Consider the following 12,631-nt stretch of genomic DNA (forward strand, 5'->3'; position numbering starts at 1 on the left):
AGTCGCGTGCGCGGCCGGTTCGAACGGCCTAGTCGGCCGTTCCTTCGGCATACGCGCGCAGCCCGTTCGCCAGCACATCGAACACGGCCCGGCAGCGCGGGCTCGTCCGCAGATCCTCGTGCATGACCACCCAGGTTTCCAGTTTCATCGCGGGCCCGTCCGGCAGCACCCGCACGAGCCGCGCATCGCGTTGCGCGAGCCGGTTCTGGCAGAAGCCGATCCCGCAGCCCGCGCGAATCATCGCGAGGTGCGCCAGATTGCTGTCGGTGCGCAGCGCGAACGCATCGCGCTTCCAGAACGGCATGCCGCGTCCGGCCGCGCGAATGAACGGCGTCACCGTATCGAAACCGATCAGCGCGTGATGCGCGAGTTCGTCCATCGTCGCCGGCGTGCCGTTGCGTGCCAGGTAATCGTCACGGGCATGCAGCCCGACGTCGATCGCGCCGACCCGCCGTGCGACGAGCGCGTCCTGCGTGGGCGGCGCCATCCGCACCGCGATGTCGGCCTCGCGGTTCAGGACGTCCTGGATGCGGTCGGTCGGCACCAGTTCGATCACGAGCCCAGGATGGTCGCGCCGCAACTGCGCGAGCATCGGCGGCAGCACCTCGACCGCGATCACGTCGCTGGCCGAGATCCGCACGGTGCCGCGCACGCCCGCGCCGTGGCTCGCAGCCGCACGCTCGAACGCGGCCGCCGCGCTGCGCAGCGCCTCGGCATGGCCGCGCAGCGCAAGGGCCGCCTCGGTCGGCAGCAGCCCCGACGGCGAGCGCGTGAACAGCGTCTGGCCGAACGCGGCTTCGAGCGCTGCGACGTGGCGCCCGGCCGTTGGCTGCGTGATGCCGAGCGCGCGCGCCGCGCCCGACAGCGAGCCTTCCGTCAGCACCGCGAGGAAGGTGCGGTAGCGTTCCCAGTTCAGGTCGGTGGTCATGCATAAATGTATAGCTGATCCATTGCGTTCTGCAATTCCTTGTTAGCCGGACGAGCGCCAGAATGCGTGCTGACGACGGTTCACTCACGGAGAACGGCATGACGACGAACGCAGGCGGGACCCAACGACAGGCCCTCGTGCTCGGCGCGAGCGGCGGCATCGGCAGCGAGGTCGCGCGGCAGTTGCGCGCTGCCGGCTGGCAGGTGCGCGCGCTCAAGCGCGGGCTCGACGCCGAGACGGTGGAGCGCGACGGCATCGCATGGATGCGCGGCGACGCGCTGGATCGCGAGGCGGTGGTCCGTGCCGCACGCGGTTGCAGCGTGATCGTGCATGCGGTGAACCCGCCCGGCTACCGGAACTGGGGTCAGCAGGTGCTGCCGATGATCGACAACACGATCGCGGCGGCGACGGTGGCGCAGGCGACCGTCGTGCTGCCCGGGACGGTCTACAACTATGGCCCCGACACGTTTCCGGTGTTGCGCGAAGAGGCGCCGCAGCATCCGGTGACGCGCAAGGGCGCGATCCGCGTCGAGATGGAGCGGCGGTTGCAGGCGGCGACCGCGCAGGGTGTGCGGACGATCATCGTGCGCGCCGGCGATTTCTTCGGGGCGCACGCGCGCAACAACTGGTTCGGGCAGGGACTCGTCAAGGCTGGACGGCCCGTCGCGGCCATCAGCGTGCCGGGCCGGCCGGGTGTCGGCCATCAATGGGCGTACCTGCCGGACGTCGCGCGCACGATGGTCGAGTTGCTCGAGCGACGCGACACGCTGGAGCCGTTCGCGCGGTTTCATCTCGGCGGCCACTGGGATGCGGACGGCACGCAGATGGCGCAGGCCGTGCGCCGCGTCGCGCAGCGGCACGGGATGCGCCCGACGGTGCGGCGGTTCCCGTGGTGGCTCGTGTGGGTCGCGGCGCCGTTCGTCACGACGATGCGCGAGATGCTCGAGATGCGCTATCTGTGGCGCGAGCCGCTCCGGATGGACAACGCGCGGGTGACGGCGGTGCTGGGCCGCGAGCCGGTGACACCGCTCGATACGGCGGTGGAGCAGGCGCTGGCGGGGCTGGGGTGCCTGCGATGACGGCGAGCGGCGCAGGCGGGTGGCGGGCCCGCATGCGGGTCATGCCCTTGATGGCCCGCGCACTCGCCAACTTCCATCACGCCACGACCGGTAACACCTCGACCGCATAGCGGTGCCGAAGGCTGCGCCCGAGCACCGGATCGTGCAGTTCCATCTCGAACGCGTCACCGTCGCCCATCGCCGCGATCGCGCCATGCACCGCGACCGTGCCGCCGAACATCGCGCAGCGCGCGGGCATCGTGCGCCGGTCGTCGAAGCGTTGCCACAGCGCGTCCGGCGCGAGCAGCCCGCTGACCGCGCCGTGCTGATACGCGACGCGTTCGCCATCGGGCTGGATCAACCACGAACGCATCTCGATCGCATCCCAGTGACCGGCGACGTCCGCATGGCGCCACGCATCGCGGCCGAGCGGCTTCGCACACACCTGTTTCGACACCGCGACACCGTAGGCTTCGACTTCCCGATCCGTATGATCCGAACCGACCGTCACCAGCGTGCCGACCGGGCTGTCGATCAGCACGCACTCGATCTCGCCGCCCGAGCGTGCGCCGAGCACGCCGATCGACGGCGCCTGCGTGAGCAGCGCGGACGACACGCGATAGAAGCATGGCGTGGTCGACGGCGGTGCGACGCCGAGCGCCGCGAGTTCGTCGATGTGCGCGCGGATCGCGTCCGGATCGCGACCGGCCCAGCCGGCGATCACGACGCGTTCGATCTCGACGTCGATATGGGCCGGCGCGCCTTGCAGGGACATCACGTTGAACGACAGGGCTTGCATGCGGGTATCCGTTTGAAGTGCGAATGAATTGAACGATCGACGGGGAAGCTCAATCCGCGAGCGGCCGGTGCGCGGTTTCGCGCGCGACGAGCAAGGCGATCGAGGTCACGACGAGCGACGCGGTGACGTACAGCGACACGGCCGTCGTCGTCCCCGTCTGGCGGAACAGCGTGGCGATCACGAGCGGCGCGAAGCCGCCGCCGACGATGCCGGCGAGCGTGTAGGCCAGCGACGAGCCCGCGTAACGCACGCGCGTCGGAAACTGTTCGGTGACGAACGCGCCTTGCGGGCCGTACATCACCGCGTGGATCACGAGGCCGATCGCGACGGCCGCGACGATCGCACCCGGCCGCGCCGAATCGAGCATCGTGAAGAACACGAACGCCCACACGATCCCGGCGATCGCGCCGGCGAGGTACACCGGACGGCGCCCGAAGCGGTCCGACAGCGCGCCGAAGAACGGCACCGCGAGCGCGTTGCAGGCCGTGCCGACCATCACGGCCGTCAGCGCGACCGGGCGCGACAGGTGCAGCACGGTCGTCACGTAGGTCAGCGTGAACACGACGATCAGCGCGTACAGCACGTCGGAGCCGATCCGCGAGCCGCCCGCGATCAGCAGGCGCCGCCAGTGGCACTTCAGCACTTCGGCGACGGGCACCTCGGCGGTCGTGTGCGATTCGGCGAGCTGCTCGAACTGCGGCGTTTCGTCGACGCCGCGTCGCAGCCAGAAGCCGAACACGACGAGCAGCGCGCTGGCCGCGAACGGCACGCGCCAGCCCCACGACAGGAAGGTGTCGGACGTGGTCGACATCGTCACGAGCGCGATGCAGCCGGTGCCGAGCAGCGTGCCGAACGACGGGCCGATCTGCGTCCAGGACGCGGACAGCCCGCGGCGCTTCTGGTCGCCGTGCTCGACCGACAGCAGCACCGCGCCGGCCCATTCGCCGCCGAGCGCGACGCCCTGCACGAAGCGCAGCGCGACGAGCAGGATCGGGCTGAGGATGCCGGCCTGCGCATAGGTCGGCAGCGCGCCCATCAGCGCGGTCGTGACCCCCATCAGCACGAGCGTGAGCATCAGCACCGCGCGGCGGCCGATGCGGTCGCCGAGATTGCCGAACACGAAACCGCCGAGCGGACGCGACACGTAGCCGACCGCATAGGTCGAGAACGCGAGGATCGTGCCGGCCAGCGGGTCGACCGACGGAAAGAACAGATGGTTGAAGACGAGCGCGGCAAGCGTGTTGTAGATCGTGAAGTCGTACCACTCGAGTGACGTGCCGATCATGCTCGCGGTCGCGAGTCGGCTGTTGCGGACGCGGCGGGGCGCGTGGGCGGCGGGCTGGGCGAGAGTGCTCATGGTGTCGGGCAGGTCGTGAAGGATGACGGGATGACGAGCAGGTGCCGATGCGCCGGCCGCGTGCGCAGGGCGCGCGGCGTGGCCGGTGGCGGCGTCCGGGATCAGGCGGGCAGTGCGGCGGCGGCCGGTTTCGCTTCGGCGCCACGGGGCGCAACCGGCAGCGGTGCAACGGCGCGCCACAGCAGGTCGAAGGTGCGCACGTCGTCGGATCCGGCGGTGGCGGCAGCGACACGGCGCGTGACGGCCGCGTCGCTGCCCTCGATCAGCACGAGTGCGTCGGCGGCCGGACGTGCGGCGGCAGCGGCGCCGATCGGCGCGGAAAGCTCCGGCGCGGTGCGGAACAGCCGTGCCGCGTGGATGCCGGATTCGCGCAGCGCGACCTCGAAGCGCTCGCGCAGGTGCGGCACGTCGATGCGCTCCGGCGGCAGCACGAACAGCGCGAGATGCGCGCCTTCGCCGTCGCCGGCCTCGATCGTCAGGTCGCCGACCCGCCGCTGCGTGCCGGTCATGCGCTCGAAGTTCGCGAGCGACCAGGTCGTTTGCTGCGTGAACGCGCGCCGGTAGGCGTCGCTGCGGAACACGTCGAGCGTGTCCGTCACGTACAGCGCGAGGTATTTGCGCGGGCCGTCATCGGTCGCGCGAAACCGCCGCGCATGCGTGAAGCCGGGAATCGCGACACGCTCCTGCATGTGCTCGCGGTCGTACCACGCGTTGAAATCGGTTTCGTATGCGGGGTCGATATCCGTCCAGACGCAGAGCTGGCCGTGCGGAAGGGAAAGGCGGGTCATCGCGGGGTTCCTTGTGACGGGGTGTGTCAGGAACCGCAGTTTCCCGAAGACGTGCCGCGCCCGTCCAACAAGAAAACAAATTCGCGGTGAACAGGTTTTCTTATGAGCGGCGCGGACGGCGTTTCGCCGGGGTGGCGGGCGCGGATGGCGGTGTGCGTTTTGCCGCAGCGATTTTCTTTTTGGTCGCCGGCCGGGCGGGGCGCTTGTCGACGGTGTCGGCCTCGGCCTTTGCCGATGTGTCCGGCTTCGCACGATTCGACGCAGCCGGCATCGCGCGGGCGACTTCACTCGCCAGTTCGGCGATGCGCGCGGCGACCGGCAGGCCTTGGGTGCGATACGACGCGACGAGCGGCAGCGCGGGGAATTCGGGTTCGACATCGAGCAGCTCGAGCGCGCCTTCCTGCAGCTCGCGCCCGATGATCGCGGGCGGCAGCGCAGCCACGCCGAAGCCGTCGGCGACGAGCCGGATCATCGCGGCGACCGACGTGATGCAGTTGATGCTGGCCGGCCGCTCGACGGCCGCGAACAGCCGCTCGATCGTCGCGTGCGGCCCCGAGTGACGCGAGAAGCTGATGATCGGATACGCGGCGAGCCGCGCGACGTCGAGCCGTTCGCCGCCGAGCCCGAGGCGCGGGCTCGCCGCCCAGCGCACCGGGAACTCGCACAGCGGCAGGTTCGTGAAGTCGGGGCCCGGCACCGGGTCGGTCTGCAGGATCAGGTCGACGCCGTCGGTGCTCAGCAGCCGGATCAGGTGCAGCGTCGTGTCGCTCGTGATCTCGACGTCGAGGCGCGGATAGCGCTCGCGCAGTTGCGCCATCAGCGCCGGAAACCAGCTGTGCACGATCGACTCGATCACGCCGATGCGGATCAGGCCGGCGTCGCTCGCCGCGTCGATGTCGCGCCGCATCTCGCTGTCGAGCCGCACGATCCGCTCTGCGTACGCGAGCATGCGCCGGCCCGCGGGCGTGAGCGTAGCCGAGCGCGTGTTGCGGTCGAACAGCCGCACGTCGAACGCCTCTTCCAGCGACGCGATGCGGCTCGATACGGCGGCCTGCGTCGTGTGCAGTTTCTCGGCCGTGAGCCGGAAGTTTTCCAGCTTCGCGAGCCAGACGAAGGTTTCAAGAAACCGGATGTTCATCGAATTCCGACGGTGAGGCGGTGCCGCGCGGGGCGGCGGGATCGGTCGATGTTAGCGGATTTTCAAGACGGCAAACGAGCGGGCCGTGTGCGTGTGCCGGGCGCCGGGGCGGGAGGTGGCGTGCCGGAAGGCGAGTGCGGAACGTCGCGCGGCCGCCCGCAACGATGCGTCGCGCGGGCGGCGTGTCCCCATGCATCCCGTCACAGCTGGTCGAACGCGAGCGTCGGTACGTCGACGACCAGTGCGCCGCCGTCGGCGACGAGCGTCGCGCCGGTCACGAACGACGCATCCGGTGATGCGAGGAACGCGCACACGGCCGCGATCTCGTCCGGATCGGCCGCGCGCCGCAGCGGCACGTCGGCGCTCACGCGCGCATACGCGCCGTCGAGCGTGTCGCCGTATGCGGACATCAGGGGCGCCATTTCCGCGTCGGCCATCGGCGTGCGCACCCAGCCCGGGCATACCGCATTCGCACGCACGCCGTGCGGCCCGTAGTCGCGTGCGAGCGAACGCGCGAGCCCGAGCAGCGCATGCTTGCCGACCGTATAACCGCACACGCCAGGGCCGGCCGCGAGCGCGGCGATCGACGCGACCAGCACGATGCTGCCGCGCTGCGCGATCAGGTCGGGCAGGCATGCGCGCGCGCTGACGAACGCGGTGTCGAGGTTCGCACGCATCGCATCGCGCCACTGAGCGTCATCGGTTTCGTCCGCGCGGCCGAGGCCGTGGCCGCCCGCGCACGCGACGAGCGCGTCGACACGGCCGAACCGCTCGGCGATCTCCGGCAGGAAGCGCGCCCAGTCGGCCGTGCTCGCGGCGTCGCCGGCGAGCGCGAGGCCGTCTGTCTCGGCGGCTAGCGTGTCGAGCGGCGCCCGACGCCGCCCGATCAGCACGACGCGGTCGCCGCGTGCGGCGAAGCGGCGCGCGCACGCGGCGCCGATGCCGGTGCCTGCGCCGGTGATCGCGATCGTACGGGGTTGCGGGTGCGTCATGTCGTGCTCCGGAAGGGTGTCGTGTCCGGTCACTTTAGGCGGCGCTGGCGCACGCCGGTATCCGCCGAAAGGATGAACGCGAACCGGCCGGACGAGCGAGCGTTGCGCCCGGCACCGGGCCGACCAGCGAGATGGCGGCCCATTTTGCAAAGGCTGACGATGTTCGGCACCGAATCGATCTATCCTCCACATTTTTGGGATAAGTCACGAAAGCCCGGCAAAATGGCGCGGGCGAGCCCGCACACCGGTGCGCGGCGCGTCGGCCGGCCGATTCCGTCGTGCAAGCGGAGCGGCAGGCGACGAGATCGGCGTGAGCGTGCGCGCGATGCGGAGCCATCGCGTCCGCCGATGGATCGTGTGACGGCGACGGCGGCGGATCGCCCGGTTGCGCGCTGGCGCGGCCGGACCATCGACAAGAGCAGGGAGGGGCCGGCAATGCGGCTGGACGACGAAAGTGAAAGCGTCAACGTCGAGGACCGACGCGGCGGGGGCGGGTTTGGCGGCGGCCGCGCGACGATCGGCATCGGCACGATCGTGGTCGCGCTGGCCGCATCGTATTTCTTCGGGATCGACCCGCGCGTCGTGCTCGAAGGCGCATCGGCGCTGCAGGGCCGGCAGCAGCAGCAGGCGCAGCCCGCGCCGACGCAGCGCCAGGGCGCACCGGCGAATGACCCCGGCGCGGTGTTCACGCGCAAGGTGCTCGGCAATATCGAGCGCACGTGGACGGGCGTCTTCAATACGCAGTTGCACGCGCAGTACGAGCCGCCGAAGCTCGTGATGTTCACGAACTCGACGCCGACCGCGTGCGGCACCGGCCAGACCGCGATGGGGCCGTTCTACTGTCCGGGCGACCGCAACGTGTATATCGATCTTGGCTTCTACGACGAACTGCGCAAGCGCTTCGGCGCGGGCGGCGATTTTGCGCAGGCCTACGTGATCGCGCACGAAGTCGGCCACCACGTGCAGAACCTGCTCGGCATTTCCGACAAGGTCGACGCCGCGCGCCGGCGTTCGAGCGAGGCGCGCTCGAACGCGCTGTCGGTGCGGATGGAACTGCAGGCCGACTGCTTCGCCGGCGTGTGGGCGAACAATGCGCAGCGCGCGAACCAGCGGCTGATGGAGCCCGGCGATTTCGAGCAGGGGCTGAAGGCGGCGGCCGCGATCGGCGACGATCGGCTGCAGCAGCAAGGGCAGGGCTACGTCGTGCCGGAGAGCTTCACGCACGGCACCAGCGAGCAGCGCGTGTACTGGCTGCGGCGCGGGATGGAGTCGGGCGAGGTCAGCGCCTGCGATACGTTCGCCGCGAACGCGCACTGACACTGACGGGGCGGGGCGCACACGCTGCTGCGCCTCCGCCTCCGCCTCCGCCTCCGTTTCGAGGCCGCACGCGCGTGCCGCTACGTCAACTTCGCCGATGGTTCCGCTCGGACCCGATCGGCGCGCGCGATGTTCCGCACCCCCTCCGCGGCTGATCGTCGAGCGCGCGGCGCACAACGGGCGCTATCTCGTCGATGGATTCCGTTGTCGCGACATGGCTGGCGGGCGCTCCATCTTCCGCCCGCGGACGATTTGCCGATTTGTGCTCACCGGCACATTTCGGCGCCGGTAGGCTGGCCCGAACTTCGACGCGTTCGGCCGACTGCCGATCCCACCATGCCGACCTCATCCGTTCCCGCCGACCACGAAGCCGCCGACTGGCAACGCGCGCTGCGCGCGTGCGTGGATGCGTTCGACGCATTCGCGAGCCCGTCCGCGATCGTGTTCTACCGGCTCGACCTGAGCGGCGAGCCGGCCGATTTCGAGCTGTTCGGGATGCCGGAGTCGATGCATCGCACCTATCTCGCGCGCTACCGGATGCTCGATCCGCTGCATCCGTCGCGCTGCGCGGCGGGCGTGCACGCGGTCGTGACGCTCGCTTCCCAATTGCCTGACGAAAGACGCGACGCGTCCGCATACTGGACCCGCTTCCTGCGGCGGCACGATGTCGCCGATGTCGTCGAGATCTGGCTGCGCGACGATGCCGGACGGACGGTCGGCGCGTTCTCGCTGCTGCGCTTCGGGAACGGCGATGTGGATGGCAACCGCCCGGCGGGGCGGTTCGCGCCGGGCGAGATCGACGCGCTGGCGCGGCTGCAACCGGTTGCCGAAGCCGCGCTGGCCCCGTTGCTGCGCGCGCGGCGCGGGATTCACCGGATCGGCTGCGAGGAGCGGCTGACCTACCGCGAGGAACAGATCGCGCGACTCGTGCGTGACGGCCGCTCGAACAAGGAGATCGCGCGCGATCTCGCGCTTGGTCAGCCGACCATCAAGACGCATCTGATGCGCATGTATCGGAAGCTGGGGGTGTCGAACCGCACCGGGCTGGTCGGTGCGTTGTTCCTGTAATTTTTCCCGCACCCGCACCCGCACCCGCACCCGCACCCGCATTCGCATTCGCACCCGCATTCGCGCCGCGCCATTGATCTGACGATAGCGCGCCGTCGTCACAGCTTCCCGAATCGCCCGCGCCTTCATCCCCCACGCGCTGCCAATTTGCGCTCACCGGGCGTGATCCCTCGTCGATACAGTGGTTCGACGCCCGCATGCCCGAACGCATGCGCCTAGCCACGACAATCTTCGAGACACGCATGACTTTCACGAACTTCGTCGCCGTCAGCGACACCGTGCGCACCTTCGTCGCGCGCGACTTCGGCCTTTTCATCGACGGCGCCATGCAGCCTGCGCACGCGCGCGCCCGGCTCGACGTGTACGACCCGGCGACGGGCGAGCCGCTCGCGACGGTCGCGGATGCCGATGCGCACGACGTCGACCGCGCAGTCGCGAGCGCGAAGCACGCATTCGATACGCGCGTATGGAGCGGGCTGCGCCCGGCCGACCGCGAGCGCATCCTGCTGAAACTCGCCGACCTGATCGAAGCCGACGCCGAAACGCTCGCCCAGCTCGAAACGCTGAACCAGGGCAAGTCGATCCACGTGTCGCGTGCGATCGAGGTCGGCGCGAGCGTCGAATACGTGCGCTACATGGCCGGCTGGGCCACCAAGATCACCGGCCAGACGCTCGACGTGTCGATCCCGTTCCCGCCCGGCGCGCGCTATACGGCCTATACGCGCAAGGAGCCGGTCGGCGTGGTCGCCGCGATCGTGCCGTGGAATTTCCCGCTGATGATCGCGGTGTGGAAGCTGATTCCGGCGCTGGCGGCCGGTTGCACGATCGTGCTGAAGCCGTCGCCGGAAACGCCGCTCACCGCGCTGCGCCTCGCCGAACTCGCGCGTGAAGCCGGCGTGCCGCCCGGCGTGTTCAACGTCGTCACCGGCGGCCGCACCTGCGGCGCCGCGCTGTCGAGCCACCCGTCGATCGCGAAGATCTCGTTCACCGGCTCGACCGCGACCGGCAAGCTGGTCGGCGCGGCGGCCGTGCAGAACATGACGCGCTTCTCGCTCGAACTCGGCGGCAAGAACCCGATCGTGATGCTCGACGACGTCGACGTCGCGCAGGCGCTCGACGGCGTCGCCGCCGGCGCGTTCTTCAACCAGGGGCAGGTGTGCGCGGCCGCGTCGCGCCTCTACGTGCATCGCAGCAAGTTCGCGCAACTCGCGGACGGCCTCGCGGGCGTCGCGCAGTCGATGAAGCTCGGCGCGGGCCTCGACACGACCGCGCAGATCAACCCGCTGGTCTCCGCGCACCATCGCGACAAGGTGGTCCAGCACATCGAAGGCGCGCGCCGCGCGGGACTCACGTTCCTCGCGGGCGGCACGCCGGCCGACGACCTGCCCGGCTACTACGTGAAACCGGCCGTGATCGCCGATCCGCACCCGGACAGCGCGATCGTGCGCGACGAGGTGTTCGGTCCGGTGATCGTCGTCGTGCCGTTCGACGACGCGGCCGACGCCGTGCGTCTCGCGAACGCGTCGCCGTACGGCCTCGCCGCGAGCATCTGGAGCAACGACCTGAAGCGCGTGATGAACCTCGTGCCGCAGATCGAGGCCGGCACCGTGTGGGTGAACTGCCATATCCCGCTCGATCCGTCGATGCCGTTCGGCGGCTACAAGCAATCGGGCATCGGCCGCGAGTTCGGCCAGTACGCGATCGAGGGCTTCACCGAAACCAAATCCGTCTGCATCGCGCACTGACGCGGCGCGCATCCCGAACCTTGAACCTCGAACCTGGACAACCCAAGGTTCAACCGATCCGAGAGTGGAGACTGCAATGAGCTACAACGAAGCGAAGTTCTGGCACCCGATGCTGCACCCGAACGAAATGAAACGGCGCAAGCCGATCCGCATCGTGCGCGGCGACGGCTGCTACGTGTTCGATGAAACCGGCAAGCAACTCGTCGACGGCGTCGCGGGTCTGTGGAACGTGAACGTCGGGCACAACCGCCAGGAGGTGAAGGACGCGATCGTGCGCCAGCTCGACGAGCTCGAATACTTCCAGCTGTTCGACGGCATCTCGCATCCGCGTGCGGAAGAGCTGTCGAAGAAGCTGATCGACATGCTGGAGCCGGAAGGGATGCGCCGCGTGCTGTACAGCTCGGGCGGTTCGGACTCGATCGAGACCGCGCTGAAGATCGCGCGCCAGTACTGGAAAGTGCGTGGCCAGGCCGACCGCACGAAGTTCATCTCGCTGAAGCAGGGCTATCACGGCACCCACTTCGGCGGCGCGTCGGTGAACGGCAACACGGTGTTCCGCCGCAACTACGAGCCGAACCTGCCCGGCTGCTTCCACGTCGAGACGCCGTGGCTGTACCGCAACCCGTTCACGCAGGATCCGGAGGAGCTCGGCCGGATCTGCGCGGAAATGCTGGAGCGCGAGATACAGTTCCAGAGCCCCGACACGGTCGCCGCGTTCATCGCGGAGCCGGTGCAGGGCGCGGGCGGCGTGATCGTGCCGCCGGCCAACTACTGGCCGCTCGTGCGCGAGGTGTGCGACCGCTACGGCGTGCTGCTGATCGCCGACGAAGTCGTGACCGGCTTCGGCCGCAGCGGCAGCATGTTCGGCAGCCGCGGCTGGGGCGTGCGCCCGGACATCATGTGTCTCGCGAAGGGAATCTCGTCCGGCTACGTGCCGCTCGGCGCGACGGCCGTGAACGCGCGGATCGAGGATGCGTTTGCCGCGAACGCGGACTTCGGCGGCGCGATCATGCACGGCTACACGTATGCCGGGCACCCGGTCGCGTGCGCGGCCGCGATCGCGAGCCTCGACATCGTCATGAAGGAAGACCTGCCGGCGAACGCGGCGAAGCAGGGTGCGTATCTGCTCGAAGCGCTGCAGTCGTTCCCCGAACGTTTCGCGGCAGTCGGCGAAGTGCGCGGCAAGGGGCTGATGCTCGCGCTCGACCTGGTCGCGAACAAGCAGACCCGCGAGCCGATCGACCCGCTGTCCGGCTATGCGAACGCGGTCGCGGAAGTCGCGCGCGAGCACGGCGTGCTGGTGCGCCCGGTCGGCACGAAGATCATCCTGTCGCCGCCGCTCGTGATCCAGCGCGAGCAGCTCGACCGGATCGTCGACGCGCTCGCGGCCGGCTTCGAGGCCGTGCCGTTCGCGTGAGGCCGTGACGCCGTGAACGCGTGA

11 protein-coding genes are annotated in these 12,631 nt (G+C 69.7%); 5 read left to right on the top strand and 6 right to left on the bottom strand.

What is annotated here, in order from left to right; translation table 11 throughout:
* Positions 1-28 precede the first annotated feature (28 nt).
* Positions 29-928: a LysR family transcriptional regulator gene (locus GEM_RS18200; RefSeq protein ID WP_014898834.1), complete on the bottom strand. Its 900-nt coding sequence runs from the start codon at positions 926-928 to the stop codon at positions 29-31.
* Between the two features lie 98 nt (positions 929-1,026).
* Between GEM_RS18200 and GEM_RS18205 the strand changes: the two genes are divergently transcribed.
* Positions 1,027-2,007 (top strand): NAD-dependent epimerase/dehydratase family protein, encoded by a 981-nt coding sequence (locus GEM_RS18205; RefSeq protein ID WP_014898835.1) that lies wholly within the window; start codon positions 1,027-1,029, stop codon positions 2,005-2,007.
* 76 nt (positions 2,008-2,083) lie between these two features.
* On the opposite strand, the gene GEM_RS18210 is transcribed toward GEM_RS18205, so the two are convergent.
* The 5 genes from GEM_RS18210 to GEM_RS18230 all read right to left on the bottom strand — a co-directional run bounded on the left by GEM_RS18210 (position 2,084) and on the right by GEM_RS18230 (position 7,060).
* The gene (locus tag GEM_RS18210) at positions 2,084-2,785 is read right to left on the bottom strand and encodes a DUF2848 domain-containing protein (protein ID WP_014898836.1); all 702 of its coding nucleotides are present in this window, start codon (positions 2,783-2,785) and stop codon (positions 2,084-2,086) included.
* Between the two features lie 49 nt (positions 2,786-2,834).
* Positions 2,835-4,154 (bottom strand): MFS transporter, encoded by a 1,320-nt coding sequence (locus GEM_RS18215; RefSeq protein WP_041490908.1) that lies wholly within the window; start codon positions 4,152-4,154, stop codon positions 2,835-2,837.
* Positions 4,155-4,243: 89 nt separating this feature from the next.
* Positions 4,244-4,930, bottom strand: a complete 687-nt coding sequence (locus GEM_RS18220) for a DUF4286 family protein (RefSeq protein WP_014898838.1) — start codon at positions 4,928-4,930, stop codon at positions 4,244-4,246.
* A gap of 100 nt (positions 4,931-5,030) precedes the next feature.
* Positions 5,031-6,068: a LysR family transcriptional regulator gene (locus GEM_RS18225; protein ID WP_014898839.1), complete on the bottom strand. Its 1,038-nt coding sequence runs from the start codon at positions 6,066-6,068 to the stop codon at positions 5,031-5,033.
* Between the two features lie 200 nt (positions 6,069-6,268).
* The gene (locus GEM_RS18230; protein WP_014898840.1) at positions 6,269-7,060 is read right to left on the bottom strand and encodes an SDR family NAD(P)-dependent oxidoreductase; all 792 of its coding nucleotides are present in this window, start codon (positions 7,058-7,060) and stop codon (positions 6,269-6,271) included.
* Positions 7,061-7,495: 435 nt separating this feature from the next.
* On the opposite strand from GEM_RS18230, the gene GEM_RS18235 reads away from it, so the two are divergent.
* The 4 genes from GEM_RS18235 (at position 7,496) to GEM_RS18250 (ending at position 12,607) form a co-directional block, all read left to right on the top strand.
* Positions 7,496-8,377 carry a neutral zinc metallopeptidase gene (locus GEM_RS18235; RefSeq protein WP_014898841.1) on the top strand — a complete coding sequence of 294 codons (882 nt, stop codon included), beginning with the start codon at positions 7,496-7,498 and terminating at the stop codon, positions 8,375-8,377.
* 336 nt (positions 8,378-8,713) lie between these two features.
* The gene (locus GEM_RS18240; RefSeq protein WP_014898842.1) at positions 8,714-9,445 is read left to right on the top strand and encodes a helix-turn-helix transcriptional regulator; all 732 of its coding nucleotides are present in this window, start codon (positions 8,714-8,716) and stop codon (positions 9,443-9,445) included.
* A gap of 242 nt (positions 9,446-9,687) precedes the next feature.
* Positions 9,688-11,190, top strand: coding sequence for an aldehyde dehydrogenase family protein (locus GEM_RS18245; RefSeq protein WP_014898843.1), 1,503 nt, complete (start codon positions 9,688-9,690; stop codon positions 11,188-11,190).
* A 76-nt stretch (positions 11,191-11,266) separates the two neighbouring features.
* On the top strand, positions 11,267-12,607 hold the full coding sequence (locus GEM_RS18250; protein ID WP_014898844.1) for an aspartate aminotransferase family protein: 1,341 nt from the start codon (positions 11,267-11,269) through the stop codon (positions 12,605-12,607).
* The last annotated feature ends 24 nt before the right edge of the window (positions 12,608-12,631 follow it).

The organism is Burkholderia cepacia GG4 (assembly GCF_000292915.1).
In the GTDB taxonomy this organism is placed as follows: Bacteria; Pseudomonadota; Gammaproteobacteria; order Burkholderiales; family Burkholderiaceae; genus Burkholderia; species Burkholderia cepacia_D.

What these genes read in the sequence shown, in the direction of transcription:
- GEM_RS18220 (WP_014898838.1), bottom strand. Translation starts at nt 4,930, where the DNA reads ATGACCCGCCTTTCCCTTCCGCACGGCCAGCTCTGCGTCTGGACGGAT.
- GEM_RS18250 (WP_014898844.1), top strand. Translation starts at nt 11,267, where the DNA reads ATGAGCTACAACGAAGCGAAGTTCTGGCACCCGATGCTGCACCCGAAC.
- GEM_RS18200 (WP_014898834.1), bottom strand. Translation starts at nt 928, where the DNA reads ATGACCACCGACCTGAACTGGGAACGCTACCGCACCTTCCTCGCGGTG.
- GEM_RS18225 (WP_014898839.1), bottom strand. Translation starts at nt 6,068, where the DNA reads ATGAACATCCGGTTTCTTGAAACCTTCGTCTGGCTCGCGAAGCTGGAA.
- GEM_RS18235 (WP_014898841.1), top strand. Translation starts at nt 7,496, where the DNA reads ATGCGGCTGGACGACGAAAGTGAAAGCGTCAACGTCGAGGACCGACGC.
- GEM_RS18210 (WP_014898836.1), bottom strand. Translation starts at nt 2,785, where the DNA reads ATGCAAGCCCTGTCGTTCAACGTGATGTCCCTGCAAGGCGCGCCGGCC.
- GEM_RS18245 (WP_014898843.1), top strand. Translation starts at nt 9,688, where the DNA reads ATGACTTTCACGAACTTCGTCGCCGTCAGCGACACCGTGCGCACCTTC.
- GEM_RS18205 (WP_014898835.1), top strand. Translation starts at nt 1,027, where the DNA reads ATGACGACGAACGCAGGCGGGACCCAACGACAGGCCCTCGTGCTCGGC.
- GEM_RS18230 (WP_014898840.1), bottom strand. Translation starts at nt 7,060, where the DNA reads ATGACGCACCCGCAACCCCGTACGATCGCGATCACCGGCGCAGGCACC.
- GEM_RS18240 (WP_014898842.1), top strand. Translation starts at nt 8,714, where the DNA reads ATGCCGACCTCATCCGTTCCCGCCGACCACGAAGCCGCCGACTGGCAA.